Annotated in this window: 20 protein-coding genes; 1 reads left to right on the top strand and 19 read right to left on the bottom strand. The window is 29.7% G+C overall.

Features of this window, described 5'->3' with window-relative positions:
• Window positions 1-33: 33 nt before the first annotated feature.
• From ACWPW7_RS05530 to ACWPW7_RS05480, 11 genes are all read right to left on the bottom strand, one after another.
• Window positions 34-513: a Tn7-like element transposition protein TnsE gene (locus ACWPW7_RS05530; protein ID WP_454052672.1), complete on the bottom strand. Its 480-nt coding sequence runs from the start codon at window positions 511-513 to the stop codon at window positions 34-36.
• Window positions 514-525: 12 nt separating this feature from the next.
• Complete coding sequence (locus ACWPW7_RS05525; RefSeq protein ID WP_454052671.1) at window positions 526-753, bottom strand: hypothetical protein; 228 nt, start codon at window positions 751-753, stop codon at window positions 526-528.
• Between the two features lie 64 nt (window positions 754-817).
• Window positions 818-2644: a glutamine--fructose-6-phosphate transaminase (isomerizing) gene (gene glmS / locus ACWPW7_RS05520; RefSeq protein ID WP_454052670.1), complete on the bottom strand. Its 1827-nt coding sequence runs from the start codon at window positions 2642-2644 to the stop codon at window positions 818-820.
• A 997-nt stretch (window positions 2645-3641) separates the two neighbouring features.
• A complete protein-coding gene (locus tag ACWPW7_RS05515) occupies window positions 3642-5012 on the bottom strand; it encodes a hypothetical protein (RefSeq protein WP_454052669.1) in 1371 nt (456 codons plus the stop codon).
• Entirely contained in the window at window positions 4991-5557 is a 567-nt protein-coding gene (locus ACWPW7_RS05510) for an RNA polymerase sigma factor (RefSeq protein ID WP_454052668.1), read from the bottom strand. The genes ACWPW7_RS05515 and ACWPW7_RS05510 overlap by 22 nt, the downstream gene beginning before the upstream one ends.
• 172 nt (window positions 5558-5729) lie before the next feature.
• Window positions 5730-7298, bottom strand: coding sequence for a putative ABC exporter domain-containing protein (locus ACWPW7_RS05505; RefSeq protein ID WP_454052667.1), 1569 nt, complete (start codon window positions 7296-7298; stop codon window positions 5730-5732).
• Between the two features lie 12 nt (window positions 7299-7310).
• Window positions 7311-8030: an ABC transporter ATP-binding protein gene (locus tag ACWPW7_RS05500; protein WP_454052666.1), complete on the bottom strand. Its 720-nt coding sequence runs from the start codon at window positions 8028-8030 to the stop codon at window positions 7311-7313.
• 544 nt (window positions 8031-8574) lie between these two features.
• Window positions 8575-9924 (bottom strand): phosphoglucosamine mutase, encoded by a 1350-nt coding sequence (gene glmM / locus ACWPW7_RS05495; RefSeq protein ID WP_454052665.1) that lies wholly within the window; start codon window positions 9922-9924, stop codon window positions 8575-8577.
• 638 nt (window positions 9925-10562) lie between these two features.
• The gene (locus tag ACWPW7_RS05490; protein ID WP_454052664.1) at window positions 10563-10916 is read right to left on the bottom strand and encodes a hypothetical protein; all 354 of its coding nucleotides are present in this window, start codon (window positions 10914-10916) and stop codon (window positions 10563-10565) included.
• 83 nt (window positions 10917-10999) lie between these two features.
• Window positions 11000-11620: a YhbD family protein gene (locus ACWPW7_RS05485; RefSeq protein WP_454052663.1), complete on the bottom strand. Its 621-nt coding sequence runs from the start codon at window positions 11618-11620 to the stop codon at window positions 11000-11002.
• 33 nt (window positions 11621-11653) lie between these two features.
• Window positions 11654-12445, bottom strand: coding sequence for a polymer-forming cytoskeletal protein (locus ACWPW7_RS05480; RefSeq protein ID WP_454052662.1), 792 nt, complete (start codon window positions 12443-12445; stop codon window positions 11654-11656).
• Between the two features lie 509 nt (window positions 12446-12954).
• Here ACWPW7_RS05480 and ACWPW7_RS05475 point away from each other — a divergent pair.
• Window positions 12955-13200, top strand: coding sequence for a hypothetical protein (locus tag ACWPW7_RS05475; RefSeq protein ID WP_291561142.1), 246 nt, complete (start codon window positions 12955-12957; stop codon window positions 13198-13200).
• A 239-nt stretch (window positions 13201-13439) separates the two neighbouring features.
• Here the strand turns inward: ACWPW7_RS05475 and ACWPW7_RS05470 are convergent, their stop codons facing one another.
• The 8 genes from ACWPW7_RS05470 to buk (ACWPW7_RS05435) form a co-directional block, all read right to left on the bottom strand.
• The gene (locus ACWPW7_RS05470; RefSeq protein ID WP_291561139.1) at window positions 13440-13970 is read right to left on the bottom strand and encodes a 2-oxoacid:acceptor oxidoreductase family protein; all 531 of its coding nucleotides are present in this window, start codon (window positions 13968-13970) and stop codon (window positions 13440-13442) included.
• Between the two features lie 2 nt (window positions 13971-13972).
• Window positions 13973-14722: a thiamine pyrophosphate-dependent enzyme gene (locus tag ACWPW7_RS05465; protein WP_454052661.1), complete on the bottom strand. Its 750-nt coding sequence runs from the start codon at window positions 14720-14722 to the stop codon at window positions 13973-13975.
• Entirely contained in the window at window positions 14722-15789 is a 1068-nt protein-coding gene (locus ACWPW7_RS05460) for a 3-methyl-2-oxobutanoate dehydrogenase subunit VorB (RefSeq protein ID WP_454052660.1), read from the bottom strand. Before ACWPW7_RS05460 ends, ACWPW7_RS05465 begins: the two co-directional genes overlap by 1 nt.
• Before the next feature lie 16 nt (window positions 15790-15805).
• Window positions 15806-16015: a 4Fe-4S dicluster domain-containing protein gene (locus tag ACWPW7_RS05455; RefSeq protein ID WP_039635976.1), complete on the bottom strand. Its 210-nt coding sequence runs from the start codon at window positions 16013-16015 to the stop codon at window positions 15806-15808.
• Between the two features lie 135 nt (window positions 16016-16150).
• Entirely contained in the window at window positions 16151-16822 is a 672-nt protein-coding gene (locus tag ACWPW7_RS05450; protein ID WP_454052659.1) for a nucleotide-binding protein, read from the bottom strand.
• Window positions 16823-16834: 12 nt separating this feature from the next.
• On the bottom strand, window positions 16835-17905 hold the full coding sequence (buk, locus tag ACWPW7_RS05445; RefSeq protein ID WP_454052658.1) for a butyrate kinase: 1071 nt from the start codon (window positions 17903-17905) through the stop codon (window positions 16835-16837).
• Between the two features lie 17 nt (window positions 17906-17922).
• Window positions 17923-18828: a phosphate butyryltransferase gene (gene ptb / locus ACWPW7_RS05440; RefSeq protein WP_454052657.1), complete on the bottom strand. Its 906-nt coding sequence runs from the start codon at window positions 18826-18828 to the stop codon at window positions 17923-17925.
• Window positions 18829-19055: 227 nt separating this feature from the next.
• A complete protein-coding gene (buk, locus tag ACWPW7_RS05435) occupies window positions 19056-20144 on the bottom strand; it encodes a butyrate kinase (protein ID WP_454052656.1) in 1089 nt (362 codons plus the stop codon).
• Window positions 20145-20237: the final 93 nt, after the last annotated feature.

The raw sequence follows: 20237 nt of genomic DNA, 5'->3' as shown, positions 1-20237 counted from the left end.
TATATTTTACTCAATTTATTCTATTCTTACCAACTATATTATATAAAAATTTCCCATTAATGTAATAATTATCTTATAATTAAGTTTTAATCCATGTTTTATTCCATACGTTAATATTTCAAAATTATGTATAGCATTTATACTCTCATTACTCCATCTACCACTTTCATTAATTAATCCTATTAACACTTTACTATAAACCCAATTCCAATTTACATATGTATTAACTTTTAATATTAACATTGATAACGATCTAGTCTCCCTTTCAATTTCTATCAAGCTGTATTCTCTACCATCCATTATAGCTATTTTCCCAATAGCATACTTTCTCTTAGTTACTTCATCATTTAATTTGACAAATCTCTTACCTTTTCTACCTTCTGGTAACTCACCAATGATAATTTCTACTGATTTTACATCATTTCTTTTTTCTAATAGTTTTAATATCTCAACAAATTCCTCTAGTTCACCTTTTTCTTGTACATTATATAGATTAGTAAATTCTAATCCCATAATCAAACTCTCTCATCCCATATCCACTACAGTTCTTACTTGGTTATTTTCAATGATATACATTTTTGTATGCTCATCTTCTTTTATTCTTCTTGCTCTTCTATCACTTTTAAATTTATTTATCTTAGGCATTATTTCATATTTATGACTTATTAGAAAAGTATTTATTCCTTCTGATGCTTCTGCATATCCATCAGTGTATGAATATAACTCTCTATCCTCATTTAGGTTTTTATTCAAAACAAAAAAGAGAAAATCAGAATTTTATTTCTGATTTTCTCTTTTTTTTATTTAAACTAATATCTTATTCAACTGTTACTGATTTAGCAAGGTTTCTTGGTTTATCAACGTCACAGCCTTTTTCTATTGCCATGTAGTATGAGAATAGTTGTAGTGGAATTACTGCAATTACTGGTGCTAGTAAATCCATTACTTTTGGTATATAGATTGCTGAGTTAATTGTTTTCTGTACTTCACAATGTCCCTCTTGTGCTATCATATACACCTTAGCTCCTCTTGATACAACCTCTTGAACGTTGCTCACTATTTTATCGTATAACTCTTCTTGAGTTGCTAATGCTATTACTATAGTTCCATTTTCAATTAATGCTATTGGACCATGTTTTAATTCTCCAGCAGCATATGCTTCTGAGTGAATATATGATATTTCTTTAAGCTTTAATGAACCTTCCATTGCTACTGCATAATCAAGTCCTCTTCCTAAGAAGAACATATCCTTTTGCATAGATGTTTTTGAAGTCATTTTTTGTATTACTTCTTTGCATTCTAATGCTTTTTCTGCCTTTCCTGGAAGTTCTAGCATTGCGGCTTTAATTTCTTCTATTTCCTCATTTGATAGAGTTTCTTTGTTTTGTGCAAAGAATAATCCAATTATATACATTGCTATAAGCTGAGTTACATAAGCTTTTGTTGATGCAACTGCTATTTCTGGTCCTGCCCAAGTGTATAGAACGTCATCTGCCTCTCTTGAAGCTGAACTTCCTACAACATTTGTAACAGCTATAACTCTTGCACCTTTAGATTTAGCAAGCCTTAATGCTGACATAGTATCTGCTGTTTCTCCTGATTGGCTTATAACTATCATTAATGAATTTTCATCTAAAATTGGATCTCTATATTTAAATTCAGATGCTATATCAAGCTCAACTGTTATTCTAGCAAGCTTTTCTATAACATATTTTCCAACTACTCCAGCATGATATGCTGTTCCACAAGCAACTATATAAATTTTATTTAATTTATTTATTTGCTCTTTAGTTATATGAATATCATCAAGTTTTATAGGTTGTCCTAAAACTATTCTTGATGTCATTGTATCTTTTATTGCTTTTGGTTGTTCATGTATCTCTTTTATCATAAAATGCTCATATCCGCCCTTTTCAGCAGCATCTGCATCCCAAGTTACATGATAAACTTCTTTATTTACAACTTCTTCGTCTTCATTTATTATTTTAACGCCATCTTTAGTTATAATAACAAATTCTTTATCTTCTAATAAATAAATATCTCTAGTTTGATTTAAAACTGCTGGTATATCTGAAGCTATAAAAGTTTCATCTTTTCCAAGACCAACTATAAGTGGGCTATCTTTTCTTACAGCCACCATCTTATCTGGTTCATGAGTTGTAACAACTCCTATTGCATAAGCCCCTTCCATTTTGGAAACTGCTTTCATTACAGCTTTAATCAAATCTCCATCATAGTAATAATCTATAAGCTGAGGTATTACTTCTGTATCTGTTTCAGATGTGAATTCATATCCTTTTGATATTAACCACTCTCTAATACTGATATAATTTTCTATAATTCCATTGTGAACAACACTTATAGTTTTCTTTCCATTTGAATGTGGATGTGAGTTAACATCTGATGGCTGTCCATGTGTTGCCCATCTTGTATGTCCTATTCCTATTGTTCCATGAAGAGGACTCTCCTTTAACTTTTCCTCAAGACAAGAAAGTCTTCCCTTGCACTTTGCTATTTCAAGATTACCTTCTTCTAAAATAGCAACTCCTGCTGAATCATAACCTCTGTACTCCAGTTTACTTAAACCTTCAACTAATAATGGTGACGCTTCTCTTTTTCCGAAATAACCTACTATTCCGCACATAAAATCTTCTTCCTTCCATATTAAAATATTTTACACAAAGATAAGCAAAGGCCATTTGTCACAATATTCAATAAATACCATAAAAATAGAGCCATTTCCTTATATTGCATAATAAGGTTTTAACACCAGATTGATTTGTAACAGAAATTACTCTCTGCTTTTGTCAATCGTTAACGGTAGTGCGATACCGTGGGGCACCCGCCGAAGATTCGATACTCCCCATCCTCGTCAACTTATAAGCTCTTTAGTAATTGCTTTCTTGAAAGCTTTACTAATAAAAACTCTATAAGTTCTGGCGCTTTAAAAATTTAAGATTTAAACTAATTAAATCTCAGTTTATTATATTCAAGTAATTTAAAATGGTCAATGTTAATTTATGCCAACAAATATTCACCTCATAAAAATGGCATTATTATATCATTATATTTACGACCCCAAATAACAATTCGTTTAAGATTAGAGATTGTTTTTTGGGGTTATTTAGTGTGACATATAAATCGCATAAAACTTACTGTAAATTAATTAATACTTTAATTGTACTCTGTATCTCCATTATATTGGTTAAGCTTATTAGGTATTGCTCCGAATTTTGCTGTACCTCAGGGGAACCCTAAAGGGCTTCACCACTGTTCCCCAGAGGTGGAAAAACTAGCAATTGTATTAATAGTAAAAAATTAATTTCAACCATAATTCCTCATTCTTAATTTTTAATCATCAATTAACTAAGTACTGCACCCTTATATAATTGAGAATTGACGATTGATAATGAAGAGTTGTAGTAAGACTGCAACCTATGGTTCATGAACTTCTCCTGCTAATCTATTTCTCTCATTTAATACAGCAGCATTCTCAACTTTTTCAATTTACCTCCAGAGCTTCTAATTTATATGATAATTTAATTAGAATAAATAGTAAATAAAAATCACTCTGTTATAATTTATATAAAAAAGTGGTATCTAAGAACATCTTAAATACCACTTTTAAAATCCATATTTAATTATTTACTAATATCTCTTATTATTGTTTCCATGGCTTTTATTGCGTCTACTTTGTTGATGTAATTAGTGGAAGATAAATGTATCTTAATTTTTTTATCTGGCATGTATAATTCAAGACATTCGCCATCATCAAAAGGTGTCATAAATATTCCATCATAAGATAGAATCTTTACTTTTTCAAAATTTGAAACTGGTACTGATATATTGCTGCTATTATTTTTATTATATTTTGTTATATCTATACTAATATTATTTATACTCTTAGAAGATGTTGCCTCAAGATTTTTATCTATATATAAATAGCTGAATTTTTCTTTAGTAGTATACTTTTTATATTCCATACTATCCAATTGTATTCCTAATAGTTCATATAATTCTATAATTGATTGCTCTTTTATATATTTCTCTCCCTCTTTTGCAGTATCATATTTCTTCTCAGTAACTACTTTTAAATTCTTATTTCTCTTTATTTCTTTTATTATCTGCTCCATCATTTTTATTACTTCTTTTTCAAAATTTTCACTTAAATAATTCTGAAATTCTAATCTCACCTCTATTTTTTCTTCTGGAATAGGTACAATAATAGATTTTGAATAGGCCCATTTACTTTCATACTCAGATGTTGTATTTTCAAATACCCCTTCATAAGATAATACTTTAACTTTTTTAAACTCACTGTTTTTGCTGTAAGTAGTCATATTTGTAAAAACTTCCTCATGCTGCCCTATAACAACATTAACGTTTCCATAATCCTCCATATTTTTATCTATTCTACGTAAAAAATGATATTCAAAACTCTTATAATTATTGTATTCTTGATATCTCATATTATGCAATTCCAAATCACCAACTTTATACAATTGTATTATTGATTCATTTTTAAGGTATTCTTCCGCTTCTTTTGAATTAATATTAGTATATTCTTTTCTACAGATTGGTCTAAACATTTTCATTTTTTCATACTCATCTAATTTTCCTTCTTCATTCCTATCAATCAAGCTTTCTATGTCTTCTACGCTTTTAAAAGTTTGTGAGATATTCTTATTGCTAATAGTTATATTTCTTACCCATTGTTCAAGAGCATCTACTATAACTTTGTTATAGGGCAATATTATTATTAAAGCTATTATAACTGCACAGGCTGCTATTAAGGATTTTTTATTTTTTCTCAACTTTTTATTTTTAAATTCAACCTCTTCTTTATTTATTAATTCCATTACATTACTTCTAAAATTTTTATCTAGTATTTCTTCTTCAAACAGGTCTAATAGCTCTTCTTCGAGAATGGCCTCTTCTTCAGAATTTATATCATATGTTTTTTCTATATTAAATAACTTCTTTATAAGTTTTAATTGTCTTTTATCATGCATAAATTCTTCACCTTCTTTTCATTATTCTTATTTCTCATGGATATAAGTTTTTGCCTAGCTATATAAAGTCTTGATTCTACTTTACCTTTTGGCAGGTTTAAAACTTTTCCTATATCTTCTGCAGTTAGCTTTTCTACATATTTAAGTAGTATTAGAACTCTATATTTTTCAGGCAAACTATGAATTAATTCATATAATTCTTTCATGTTTTCTTTATTTTCAATAACCACTTCTGGTGTTAAATCATGGGCAAATTCTTCGTCAATTTTTTCAAAGCTTTTAGATTCATTACTTTTTAAATAATTTAAACTGGTATTCTTAGCTATAGTAAAAAGCCAAGTTATGAAATTTTTATTGCGATCAAAATTATAAAGATTTCTATATGCCTTAAGAAAAGTCTCTTGAGCCAAGTCTTGGGCTATATGTTTATCTCCTATAAGTTTACATATAAATCCATATACTTTTTTATCATATTTAATGAGTATTTTTTCAAAATCATTCTTATTCCCCTCTAATATTGATTTGATGATTTCTTTATCATCCACAATACCCCTCCTCCCAAAATTTATTAGTTTGAAAAGCCTTTCATATAGTAATACAACTTTTAAACTTAAATTTTGGAAAATAATAAAGTTTTATGTATTATAGCTATTAATTTAATCATAAAAAAAGATAGCCTCTTTCAAAGCTATCTTCTATTGCTATTCTTAAATCCCTTTATTCTAATTCCATATTATTAAATACAGCTTTTGCCCATATCATAAATATGAAACATAAAATTGTTATATATATTAATGCTATTATTTTACCATAAATGACAGTGAATGCTTCACCAATGTAAGCTGCCATTACTCCAATTATTAATCCACCTAACACTAAAGTTATAACCAAAAGTAAGGAATATATAAGTGGTTTTAATTGTTTTGTTAATATATTTCCTAAATACTTACTAAATATTATTTCATTATATCTTAAATAATAATGGAACATTGAATATATAGCTATATTTAATACTATATTAATTATACTTATTCTAAATATAATAGCAGGAAGTAAGAAAATTACTAATCCATTAAAAATAGTAGTTAAGTTATCAAATAAAGTACTATAAAATAACTTATTAAAATTACTATCTGGAATTAAATAAATATAGTGTTTTTTTCTTTCTCCGCCTATTGCTCCAGACATTGTCATTATAAAAGCAAAATATAAATTTATTCCAAGTGCTATATTAAAGCCGTTTTCTCCTGATTTATATGTTGCTATAATAGTGATTAACGTAAATGCTAATAATTTTAATCCTTGAGTATATACTCCACGCTTTTTAAATTCTAATATCTGTCTTTTAAAGATTGTTGCAGCACCACTTTTGTTGTAATTAACTTTAGCTTCTCTTAGCATTTTTGCCTTTCCCTTTTTGCTGAAGACATTCATTTGCTTACCATCTTTAACAGATTCTAGCGCTTCCTCAAACTCTTCTGCTTTTTGTACCATTTCTTCTGTATACTCTAAGTTCATTCTATTTATAGTATAAATTATTACAGCTATAAATAATAAAAATGCTCCTATGAAAATAATAGTGTTAACTTCAAAACCAACTAATCCACCTTTAACTATCTGCATATTCCATCCTAGTAGTGGAACATAATATAAAACATTACTATTAAAGGTGTTTATAAATGCTTCATATAAGCTATTAGTAGAAAAATAACTAAATCCAAATTGTATAACAAGAGCTGCACCTAGTATATATGCTATATACTTAGTTATTTTATCTAACATCGGATATTTAGTATTTAATGATATTAATAATACAGATACCGCACTAGTTGAAATTAAGCAAAAAATTATTGATACATAAATATTTATTAAACCTGTATCTTTTAAATTAAAGAACCTCACCAATGTAGCTGAATTAAATGCAATCATAATAACAAAAATAAGAAGCTGTGCCATATTTTTAATACATGCATAAACAATTGCCTTTTGTGGCTTAATAGGAGATGTGAATACAAAGTTTACATCACTTTTTCTAAATAGCCCCTTACTACTTCCGCTACCAAATAAGGTTAATCCATAAAAGAAAATACAAACGCCTGATGTTATAGCTAAAAGTATTTCTGGTGATTTATAATCACCACCTGTTGCACTTTTTAACCCTCCAATTATTGCAAAGACTAATAGTCCAACATAAAAAATCATACCTAAAAGCTTTAGAGGCTTTTTAACCATATCCTTAAAAAAATTAATGAAGCTTCTATAATGTATATAAAGTAATGGTTTCATTTATCCCACCTCCTACTTTTCTTCTGCTTCTTTATTACTTTTTTCTGTTACTCTAAAGAAAATTTCTTCTAGTGATTCTCCACCCTCTTCGACTTCGGATCTTAACTTAGACACTATAATCTCACCCTTGTCCATTATTAAAGCTCTATCCCAAAGTTCATCTACAGAATCTATAATATGAGTTGAAATAACAATAGTACAACCATTATTTTTTAATTCTTTAATAATTGCTTTAATCTCTTTTATCGCCTTAGGATCAAGTCCTATCATTGGCTCATCAAATAAAACTACTTTCGGATTTGTAATTAGAGCACAAATAACTGAAACCTTTTGCTGCATACCTTTAGACAGTTCTCTACCAAGCTTGCTTCTTTTATCTTCTAAATCAAATCTCTCAAAATACTCTTCCATTTTTTCTTTATAATCTTTTATTCCATAAGCCTTAGATACAAACTCAACATGTTCCTCTATTGTCAACCAATCATATAAAACTGGCATTTCTGGGATGAATCCTAAGTCTCTTTTAGCCTCTATAGACTTATTCTCATATCCGTTCACCTTAATTTCTCCCTTAGTTTTTAATAATCCTAAGATTGATTTTATAGTGGTTGATTTTCCTGCACCATTTGGTCCCAAAAGTACAGCAATCTCTCCATCGTTAACCTCAAAGGATATATCCTTTACCACTAAGGTTTTCCCATATTTCTTTGTTAGATTTTCAACCTTTAACATTGTTTTCCCCCTTATCAATAATATGCAATACATATTATTTTATATCGTTTAATATAGTATATAATAACTCATTACTTTTATAAATACAAGTACATTTTTGACAACTTTTATGAATTTCTTCATAAAATTGAAGAAATTCATAATTGATTCATTCTAAGAAATTAATTTCCACCATAATTGTCAATTCTCCATAGTCAATTCTCAATTGGCTAAGTTCTTGAGAGTAAGGTTAAATTCATAGTTTATAATTATTAACTTATAATTAAGTAGAGTTATATAATAAATTTGTTTCTCTTCTATTATTGCATATAAAAACTTTAAGTTTAGTAACTTAATGAATTTTTAATAATTAAATAATGTTATTGAATTAACAATGTGCAGCTTATAATATACAATTTTTGAATATATTAATTTATTAAGAATTAAGTTCCAATAAAATTATTTATTAAATCAAGTACTGCACCTCACGAGGATCCTTTCATGGCTGCACTACTATTCTGCTAAAGCAAAAAACTAGCAATAAAATTATTGCTAGTTAAAAAATTTATTTATTTGCTTTTTCTTCTATTAATTCAGCTAGTGAATGTGCCATTTCATCTAGTTCACTTTGAACTTTTCCTTCAAGCATTACTCTTACTAAAGGCTCTGTTCCTGAAGGTCTTATTAATACTCTTCCACAGCCTTGAAGTCTTGCTTCCATTTTAGCTATTTCATCCATTATTTCCTTATCTTCATTATGAATATTTTTCATATCATTAGGAACTTTAGCATTAACTAATATCTGTGGAAGTTCTGTCATAACTGAGGAAAGTTCACTTAAAGTTTTTCCACTTGCTTTAACTGTTGAAGCAAGTTGTAATCCTGACACTAATCCATCTCCTGTTGTATTATAATCTAGGAATATAACGTGCCCTGACTGTTCTCCACCTATACTATATCCGCTCTTTTTCATTTCTTCTAAAACATATCTATCTCCAACCTTAGTTTTGATAGTTTTTATATTTTCTTCTTTTAATGCTATATCTAATCCTAAATTACTCATAACAGTTACAACTACTGTATCCTTATTTAACTTTCCTTGCTGTTTTAAATGCTTTGCAGCAATTACCATCATAAAATCTCCGTTAACAAGGTTTCCCTTTTCATCAACTGCTAAACATCTATCAGCATCACCATCAAAGGCTAGTCCTAAATCACATTTGTTATCAACAACGAATTTAATTAATCCTTCAGGATGAGTTGAACCAGAGTTTAAATTTATATTACATCCATCTGGAGTATTGTTTATAGTTAAAACCTCTGCTCCTAATTTTTTAAGAGCTAATTCTGAAGTTTTGTATGAAGCACCATGTGCACAATCTATTGCTATTTTTAATCCTTTTAGATTTCCTTCAACTGTTGAAATTGCAAAATTAACATAATCTTCAATAGCTGTATCAACTATAGATTTTTTTCCTAAGTCTGTACCTACAGGAACAGGTACTTCTTTAAAGCTATTTTCTATAGTAGATTGTATTTTATCTTCTAATTCATCACTTAATTTAAATCCTTCTTTATTAAAGAATTTTATACCATTATACTCAACAGGATTATGAGAAGCAGATATAACTACTCCTGCATCAGCATTATATTTCTTAATCAAATAAGCAACAGCTGGAGTTGGAACAACACCTAAACAAACAGCTTCTGCACCAACAGATAAAATTCCAGCAACTAATGCTGCTTCAAGCATCTGTCCTGATATTCTAGTATCCATTCCAACCAATATTTTAGGCTTATGCGCTGTTTCAGTTAATACATAAGCTCCTGCTCGTCCTAAATTGTACGCAAGTTCTACCGTTAACTCACTATTAGCAATGCCTCTAACACCGTCAGTACCAAATATTCTACTCATATTTTTACCTCTTTTCTAATCCGTTTTTCTCTAATTTTGTATAAGACATCTTCACCAGTCATTTTATTTTAGATGTCTAACATCAAATTTTATATAAATATAGTTTCTTTCATAAATTATTAATGAATATACATTGTTATTATAATATAAAACCCTTACCTCTACAATATGAGAAGAAATTGGAAATTGCGACAATGACCTCAAGTAAAAAAAGCATGACTTACATCATGCTTTTAAATGTACCTATAGTTATACCAGTTCAAATTTAATTTATATGTTAAAAAAGTTGGCGTTTTAAGTATTTTAATTAAAACTTTTTCAATTTACAATTTAAGACACTTCTCAGCAAAAACTGAGAAGTGTCTTAAATTGATTCTTCTTTGAAGTTACGCAGTAACTTTTTATAAAAAGCTAGAAATTTCATGATAGCAAAAATTAATTTCTATATTAATTACCTAACTGTAGCAGCGAACAGTGCTCGCCATAATATTAATCTATATTAAATTATGATACATAAACAAAAGAGAACTGGCGAACACTGTTCGCCCCTACAAAAATCTATTAAAGAAATTAATTTGCAGAATTAATTTCAACCATAATTGTCAATTTCCCATTCTCAATTCTCCATTGATTAAGGTTTACACTATAGAAATCTTAATTATATTATGGTCATCTGTTTCTACCTCTAAAATTTCACCTGTAATCTTCTCTTGTACTGCTACTGATACAAGTTTTGAAAGCTTTCTTAAGTCAATTGATTCTAATTGCTTTATTCCTAAATTTGGTATTGTACCAAAGGTTTTAATTACAGAAAGTACAAATTTTATAGGCAATTTAAGCTTAACAGGCTCTTTTCCACTTTGAAATACTATAATACTTATATTTTTTCCTTTATAAGGAGTATATAATCGTTCAATTAACATCTTGGCATTATCAACAGATATATTATTTTCTTTAAACGAAATTAATATATTAGTTAATTCATCCCTCATTGATTTCCTCCTAAATTAGTATTACTTATAGATTATATGATAATATGATTATAGTAATTCTAAAAAATAGGATTATTCTTAAGTTACACTAGTTTTAATTTTAACTCTTCTATGTAATTAGATAACTCTAATTTTAGCACGACCTTTACGGTTTCATCTAATATTACGTTGTTATTCTCAACAGTGGCTATACAGAAAGAAACTCCTAATTTCCTCATTAAAAATATTTTATAATTATTATTTTGAAATTCCATATAATTATTATTTATAATAACTATTATAGATTTAGCTTCATCTAAAGTTATCTCTCCCTTAGGTAAAATATAATCTAAAATATACATTGAGAGTATATGATCAAAATCGTATATTTCCTTTTCACCATATATCTTACTATAGATGTCTAGAGTAGAATCGTCTATAATCTTTAGCTTCAAAAGTTCTTCTTTACTCTTCTTATCAATTTGAACCTTAGGTGAAAACATTTCTGCCAAATCGTCCAGTTGCATATCTTCTTTAAAGGATAAAATTTTTTCTATTCTGTCTAATATTTTTTCCTTTGGAAAGTAGGTTTCCTGCCCTGTGAAACTAGATTTTTTTATAAACCATTCCTCAGGAATTAATTTTTTCCTTTTCCACCTATATAGTTGACCATAGGAAATATTAGTCACTTCTAGAAGCTCTTTTTTAGATATTAAATCCTCCAAGTTATCACCTCCCACTTTTCTTTGGTTTTAATTTTATATATGTCTTTCTTCACCAACTATCCCATCGCCTAATATTTTAAGTTCATTTTTGTATTCTACCAACTTTATGTTACAACCATCACCTATTATAACATTTTTTCCCCTAACAACTTCCGCTCTAGTATTCTCAAGATAAATTTCGTCTGCTTCAATAACTTTAGTAGTTAGTGTTCCAAAATTATTTCCAATAACTTTAGCTATTAATGCTACTATATTATTTCTTGAAGGCCTTTTTAAAATTTCAATATTAGTAGCACCTATTTCTTCTACATTAGAAATTCCACCTAAATATATATTAACATTCTCAGCATTTAACATGCCCTTTGATTTAAAGCTACCAGTCATTTGAAAATTATCTGTTTCTACATTCTTTTCAATATCAACTCCACCAGAAATTTTGACATCAGTTCCATAAATACTACCTAAAACCTTTGCTGAGCCAGAAATTGTAATCTCTTTTCCACTTAAATCTCCTTCAATTTTTCCGCTTCCACTTATCTTAAAATCTTCTGAATCAACATGTCCTAGCACCTTACCTGAACCACTAATTTTTCCTGATTTACATTTTAAATTTCCTTCTACTCCGCCACTGCCACTTATTCTAAATTCTGATGCATCTAAATTTCCAATTACTTTCCCACTACCACTTATTTTGAAATCATTACACTCCGTATCACCGTATATTTTTCCACTTCCGCTTATACTTACTTCATCGTATTTACCACCTGAAGAACTTCCACTGCCTGTAATTTTTAATTCTCTTAATTCATTTTTATCAAATGACATATACATTCCCTCTTTCTCAAATATAAATCTATCCTCTAACATAACTTTCTGAAATGATTTACGTGTAAAATTTATCAAAATTATTATTTATGCTGTAGCTATTTAATTATAAAAATTATATTTTTTATAACTAAAATATTCATTTTAAAAATATTATCTATTTTTTATAAACTCATTGTAACATAACATTGTTTCGTCATGCAATATTATTTTAAAATTTCTTTAAACAGGATGTAAATTATCATTTATTTTAATATAATATAATTACAACAAAATCATAACTTTTAAATTAATAGTTCACAATTCTGCACCTTTATTTGAAATAGTAAGAAAGTTAATACTTTATTTCTCTATATGATAAAAGCAATTTTTAACTAGTTTTAAACTACTAATCTACTATGATAATTATATTTAAGATGCCTAATTGTGGAATGTTCTTGCCTAAAGTTATTATTTTCGGTAATATATAATTTATTATTGGTTTAATCATAAAGGGGGATTATTGAAGAATGCATTCTTCTATTATTGGTATATTGCCTATAATTATAGTAATATCTTTAACACTAATTATTATTTTTATCTTTAAAAACACAATTAAGAAATACTATTTTATTTGTCCAGAATGTGGCTTTATCTTTGATTCTAAGACAAATAAATCATTTCTTACTTATAACAATTATAAAATTCAATGTCCAAACTGTAGCTATAAAGGCTATATTAAAGCACATGAAGATAAAGACGTTAAAAAGATATAAAACTTTGTAATATGTTTTATATTTTAATCAGAATTACTGGTAAAACCGGTGGTTCTGATTGATTTTTTTTGCAACCAAGAGAATTGTTAGTTTTTTCATTTGAGGGAAACTTAATTAGTGAGAATTCTATAGAAATTAAGAATTAAGTATGAAGATTTATAGTTGAAATTAGTTTTAATTAAACTTATTTTTTTAATTGTATAAAAAAGTCCCATTGTTTAAACAATGGGACCCTTTTATTATTTAGTGTATGAAGCTCCTATTTCTAGTGCTTTTTTATTAATTTCAAAGAATTTTTCTTTTCCATGTCCTCTTAAAGCTTCTAATAATTCATCCATAGAAACTATTTGAGTTTTAGCTACTAATGCTCCTAAAAGCACCATGTTAGCTATTTGACTACTTCCTACTTTAGTAGCCTCATCTTGTGCTGGAATTTTTATAACTTCAATGTCAGTTCTCTCAATATCTCTATCTACTAAGTTACTATCTATTATTAATAATCCACCTTTAACTAATGTTTTTTCAAACTTATCTAATGATGGTCTATTCATTACTACAACAGAAGTTGGTTTAGTAACTATAGGAGATCCAACTTGCTCATCAGTAACTATTACAGAACAGTTAGCTGTACCTCCTCTCATCTCTGGACCATAAGATGGTAGCCAAGAAACGTTTTTATTAGCGTCCATTCCTGCATAAGCTAAGAATTTACCCATTGAAAGAATACCTTGTCCTCCAAATCCAGCAAATATAATTTCTTGTGATGCCATAATTACTTCACCTCCACAGTTGAGTCTTTTTTAACTCCTAAAGTATAAAATGGCATCATATTGCTTCTTAACCATTCCATTGACTCCTTCGGAGATAATCCCCAGTTAGTTGGGCATATTGATAATACTTCAACTAATGAGAATCCTTTTCCTGCTATAGCATTCTCAAAAGCCTTTTTTATAGCTTTTTTAGTTTTAAGTACATTTGGTACACTATCTACAGACACTCTTTCAACATAGCAAGCACCCTCTAAAGTAGCTATCATTTCTGAAACTCTTATAGGATGTCCTTGAGTTTTTACATCTCTTCCATATGGTGAAGTTTCTGTTACTTGTCCTGGTAATGTAGTTGGAGCCATTTGTCCTCCTGTCATACCATATATACAGTTATTAACGAATATAGTAACTATATTTTCTCCCCTTGTTGCAGCATGAACTATTTCTGCAGTTCCTATTGCAGCAAGGTCTCCATCTCCTTGATATGTGAATACTACTGAATCTGGTTTTGATCTTTTTATTCCTGTTGCAACTGCTGGTGCTCTTCCATGCGCTGCTTCAAACATATCACATGCAAAATAATCATATGCTAAAACTGAACATCCAACTGGAGCAACTCCTATTGTTTTATCTAAAACATTTAACTCTTCTAAAACTTCTCCTACCAATCTATGGATAACTCCATGGGTACATCCTGGACAATAATGTGTAGGAACATCTAATAATGCTTTTGTTGGTTCAAATACTATAGCCATTACTTAGCACCTCCTACTATTTCTCTTACTTTATCTAAAATTTCATCTGGGTTTGGAACCATTCCACCACTTCTTCCGAAGAAGCTTACTGGCTTTCTTCCTTCAACTGCTAATCTTACATCTTCAACCATTTGTCCACAGCTAAGTTCAACTGATAAATATCCTTTTGTATTATTTATAGTTTTATCAAAAGCTTCTACTGGGAATGGCCATAAAGTTATTGGTCTTATTAAACCTAATTTAATACCTTCTTTTTCTGCCATTTTAATAACATTTTTGCAAATTCTTGAAGTTGTTCCATAAGCAACTAACACTAATTCATTTTCTCTATCGCAATTAAATAATTCATATTTAACTTCATTTTCTTTTATAGCTTTAAATTTGGCTTGTAATTTTTTATTATGATCTTCTAAACCTTCTGGTTTTAAGTAAAGAGAATTTATTACGTTATGAGTTTTTCTTCCTCTTAGTCCTTCAGCAGCCCAAGTTTTGACTGGAAGTTCTCTAGCTTCTCTTTCTTTAAATTCAACAGGCTCCATCATTTGACCCATCATACCGTCTCCCATTATCATTACAGGAGTTCTGTATATTTCAGCAACATCAAAAGCATCTTGAATTATATCAACCATTTCTTGTATTGAAGCTGGAGCATATACTGGCATATTAAAGTCACCATGAGCTCCGCCTTTGGTTGCTTGGAAATAGTCCGATTGTGCTGGTTGAATACCACCTAAACCTGGACCCCCTCTTACAATGTTAACGATTACGCAAGGAAGTTCGGCACCTGCTATATATGATATTCCTTCAGCCTTTAAGCTTATTCCTGGGGAACTTGAAGATGTCATACATCTTGTTCCTGTTCCTGATGATCCATAAACCATGTTTATAGCTGCAATTTCACTCTCTGCCTGTAAAAATACTCTTCCTATTTGAGGCATTCTTCTTGAAAGATATGCTGAGATTTCTGTTTGTGGTGTTATAGGATATCCAAAGAAGCATTGACATCCAGCTTTAATAGCTGCTTCACCGATAGCTTCATTTCCCTTCATTAATACTTTTTCTGCCATGAATCTAACCTCCTCTTTACTTTTCAACTGTAATTACAAGATCTGGACACATTCTTCCGCATGACGCACATCCAATACATTCATCTTTTTTATCCTCAGTGATTGTAGCTGGATGATAACCCTTTAAGTTTAGTTTTTCAGAGAAGCTTATTATTTTCTTAGGACATGCTGCTATACAGTTACCACATCCCTTACATCTTTCTTCTCTAAAGATAACTTTTGCCATAACTTCTACCTCCTTATAATGCCAAACCCTATACTTCAATAATTTGGCATTTCAGATAACTATTTTTATGGTTGTCCACTCCATTTTAACGCTGTATGAATTCGCTGTCAATTTTCTTAATTGTTAAAATTCTAACTATTCATACTTTCGCCATGGTGGTAACATAAAAATGTCTATTGGGAATAATTTTCCACTGATCTCATCTTTTACTTCATCCACTAAATCTTTAGTGCAAACTGTAAATGCATGAGGTATATTAAGATCTTTACTTAATTTTGAAACTTCCTTATCACCTTTAACTATATGTTCTTTAGTTGTTTCATAGGATAAGTTAGTATTTGATATTAAGTAAGATACCTTAAGTCTTGAAGCTCTTTGTATCATTTCTATATATTCTTTAGTATTTATATTATTTGATGTAAATGGTCTATTTCCATTTATAACAAAATACATATCATAAGGCTCTTCTTTAAAATATCGGTTATATTGACCTAAACCTATTGCTCCTGAGTCGTCTCCTCCTACATCAAATACCACATCATAGCTTTTATCATTAAATACAGAAAGTACTTCTGCTGGTACTACCATAAGCTCTGCATTTACGAAATCTGGGTTAGAAGATATAACCCTTATGTTATACTTTTCTAATTCAGTTTTTAAATCTCTAACACAGAAATATGGATTTACAATATCTAAATCAACTATTGCAACCTTTTTCCCTTCTTTTGCTAGGTTTATGGCATAATTTATTGCTATTTCTGTTTTTCCACTTCCAAAATGTCCTGTAAAAACCCTAATTCTACTCATATTATCACCTTTTTATTTATATTCTTTAGCTTGTTCTTCTGCTTTTAAAACTCTTAATCCACCTTCAGCAAGTGCTAATAACTCATCTTCTCCTGGATAAATTACTACTTCAGAGATAAATTCAACTCTTTCCTTAATGTAGTTTACCATTGATTTAGAATATGCAATTCCTCCTGTTAATATTATAGCATCAACTTTTCCTTTTAGAACTGCTGCACACTTACCTATTTCTTTTGCCACTTGATATCCCATTGCTTCGAATATTAATTTATATTTTTCATCTCCTGCTAAAGCTTTATCATCAACTTCTTTAGCATCGTTTGTATTTAGATATGCCACAAATCCACCTTGACCAGTAATTTTCTTTTTAATTTCTTCTTTGGTGTATTTGTCACTAAAGCACATACTTACTAAGTCTCCAACTGGTAATCCACCGCTTCTTTCTGGTGAAAATGGTCCTTCTCCATCTAATGCATTGTTAACATCAACAACTTTACCCTTTTCATGGGCTCCAACAGAAATTCCACCACCCATATGAGCTACTATTAAATTTAATTCATCATATTTAATATTTTTTTCTTTAGCATATCTCTTGGCAACAGCCTTTTGATTTAGTGCATGAAATATACTCTTTCTCTCTAATTTTGGCATACCAGAAATTCTAGCTATATCAGTCATTTCATCTACAACTACCGGATCAACTATGTAGGCTGGAATGTTTAATTCTTTAGCTATTTCATTAGCTATTATTCCACCTAAATTAGATGCATGCTGTCCTTGTATTCCTGCTCTTAAATCTTCTAACATAGCTTTATTTATGGCATATGTGCCACCTTCAATTGACTTAAGTAGTCCGCCTCTTCCAACAATTGCGTCTAATGTATTAACATCAAAATTCTTTTGCTTTAATACATTTAATATAACTTCTTTTCTAAAATTGAATTGGTCATATATAGCCTGGAATCTTCCAATTTCTTCAGAGCTATGTCTTAGTGTTTCAACTAATATAGGATTTGTGTCTTCATACACACCAATCTTTGTTGAAGTTGAACCTGGATTGATAATAAGTAACTTAAATGCCATAAATTTATCCTCCTAAACTATCTACTTTCTGCAACTAGTGCAGCTAAAGCTATAGAATTCATCTTAGATTCTGGTGAATCTGCTCTAGATGTAACTATAACAGGTGCTGCTGCTCCAGCAAGTAATCCACCACTTTTAGATTCTGTTGTATATGTTAAGCATTTGTACATTGCATTGCCAGCTTCTATGTTGGCCATAAGTAATATATCTGCTTTTCCAGCAACTGGACCAGATATTTTCTTGTGATGAGCTGCTTCTTCTGATAATGCATTATCAAGTGCTAGTGGACCATCAATTATACATCCTTTTATTTGACCTCTTTCATTCATTTTTGAAAGCATAGCAGCATCTAGTGTTGCTTGCATTGCTGGGTTTACAACTTCCACAGCACAAATTGGTGCTACCTTTGGAGTTTCAACGCCTACCGCTTTTGCAACCATAACAGCATTATTAATTATATCTACCTTTTCTTTTAATTCCGGATACATATTAAAGGCTGCATCAGTTAAAAATATTAATCTATCATATCCTGGAATTTCAAATACTGCTATATGCGACATTTGCTTTCCAGTTCTCAGTCCCACTTCCTTGTTCAATACTGCTCTTAGAAATGTAGCTGTATCTATTAATCCCTTCATCATCATGTCAGCTTTACCACTTGATACTAATTTAACTGCTGTTAATGCAGCAGCATTTACATTTTTTTCGTCAATAATCTGAAAGTCATCCATGTTCATTCCTATTTTTTTACCAATAGCAATTATCTCTTCTTTGTCACCAACTAATATAGCATTTGCAATGCCATTTTTTTTAGCATCTCTTATAGCTTCTAACACCGGTTCATCTTGAGCCACTGCAACTGCAACAGTTTTTATAGCTTGAGATTTAACCTTACCAATAATTTCATCAAATGACTTTATCATTTTTTATCCTCCCTATGCATTAGTTATAGCTTTTTAAGCTAATGATAATTTATAAGGCATCTGAAAGAAAATAATAGAGTAAAGATGTTAGTTTATTTTATATCAGACAAGACCTTAGGTTCCATTCATAGTAATTAATAGATTGGTTCCAACAACACAGTATGATGCAAAATAGGCTAACATACTGACTTATTATTTTTACAAGATGCCTAATTCAAAATGAAGAATTAAAGATTTACTTCTTGCTCATAAATTTTTGCAATTTCCTCTCCTTTGAGTACTCTTAAAGCACCTTGAGCTAAAGCTAACATTTCATCTTCACCAGGAACCAATTCTATTGGTGCGATAAAACCTACATATTCAGAAATCCAGTTCATTAGCCTCTTATTATGAGCTAACCCCCCTGTTATTATTATTGCATCCATTTTACCTTTTAGTGCTATTGACATAGCTCCAATTTCTTTTGCAATTTGATAAGCCATAGCCTTAAAAATAAGCTCTGCTTTTTTGTTTCCATCATCAATAAGCTTGTCTATAACTCTTCCATCATTAGTTCCAAGATAAGCTATTAACCCACCTTGTCCCATTACTTTTTTACTTAGCTCTTTTTCTGTATATTTTCCACTAAAAGCAAGTTCCACTAAATCACCTACTGGAAGTGTTCCTGTTCTATCTGGAGAAAATGGTCCTTCATGACTTGCATTATTGCAATCAATTAGCTTTCCATCTTTAAATGGAGATATAGATATTCCCCCACCAAGATGTGCTACTACAAAAGAACTATTTAAAAAATCTAATTTCTTATCCTTACAAACTTTTCTAACTACTGCCTTCATATTTAGTGCATGAAGTAGAGACCTCCTTGGCAATTCAGGCATTCCTGATATTCTTGCTACATCTTCAATTTCATCCACTGCAACTGGATCAACAATGTAGGAAGGTATACCTACTTTTTTAGCTATTTCATAGGCAATAATTCCACCTAAATTTGCAGCATGTTGTCCTTGTATTCCTATTTTTAAATCTTCAAGCATTCTTTCTGTGACTTCATAAGTTCCACCTGGCATGGATCTTAAAAGCCCACCTCTTCCTACTACAAGAGCTAATTCATTTAATTCTATGCCTTTTTCTTTAAGCCATTCTAGAATCATTTTAACTCTCATATCTTTTTGTTCATATATAGTATCAAATTTTTTAATTTCTTCTATATCATGAGTTAAATTTGTTGATACTATAGAATTTTCATCATTAAAAATTGCTAACTTTGTAGATGTAGATCCTGGATTAATTACTAACAGATAACTTTTCCTTGCCATAATATCCCCCTCTATATCGAAATCTCGACATACTTTTACAATTCTTATAAATCCCCACTTATATTTTATCAAATTTATAATGCAAATATCAAC

The sequence above is a fragment of the Clostridium sp. Marseille-Q7071 genome (genome assembly GCF_965112025.1).
This window is presented reverse-complemented; position numbering and strand designations above follow the sequence as displayed.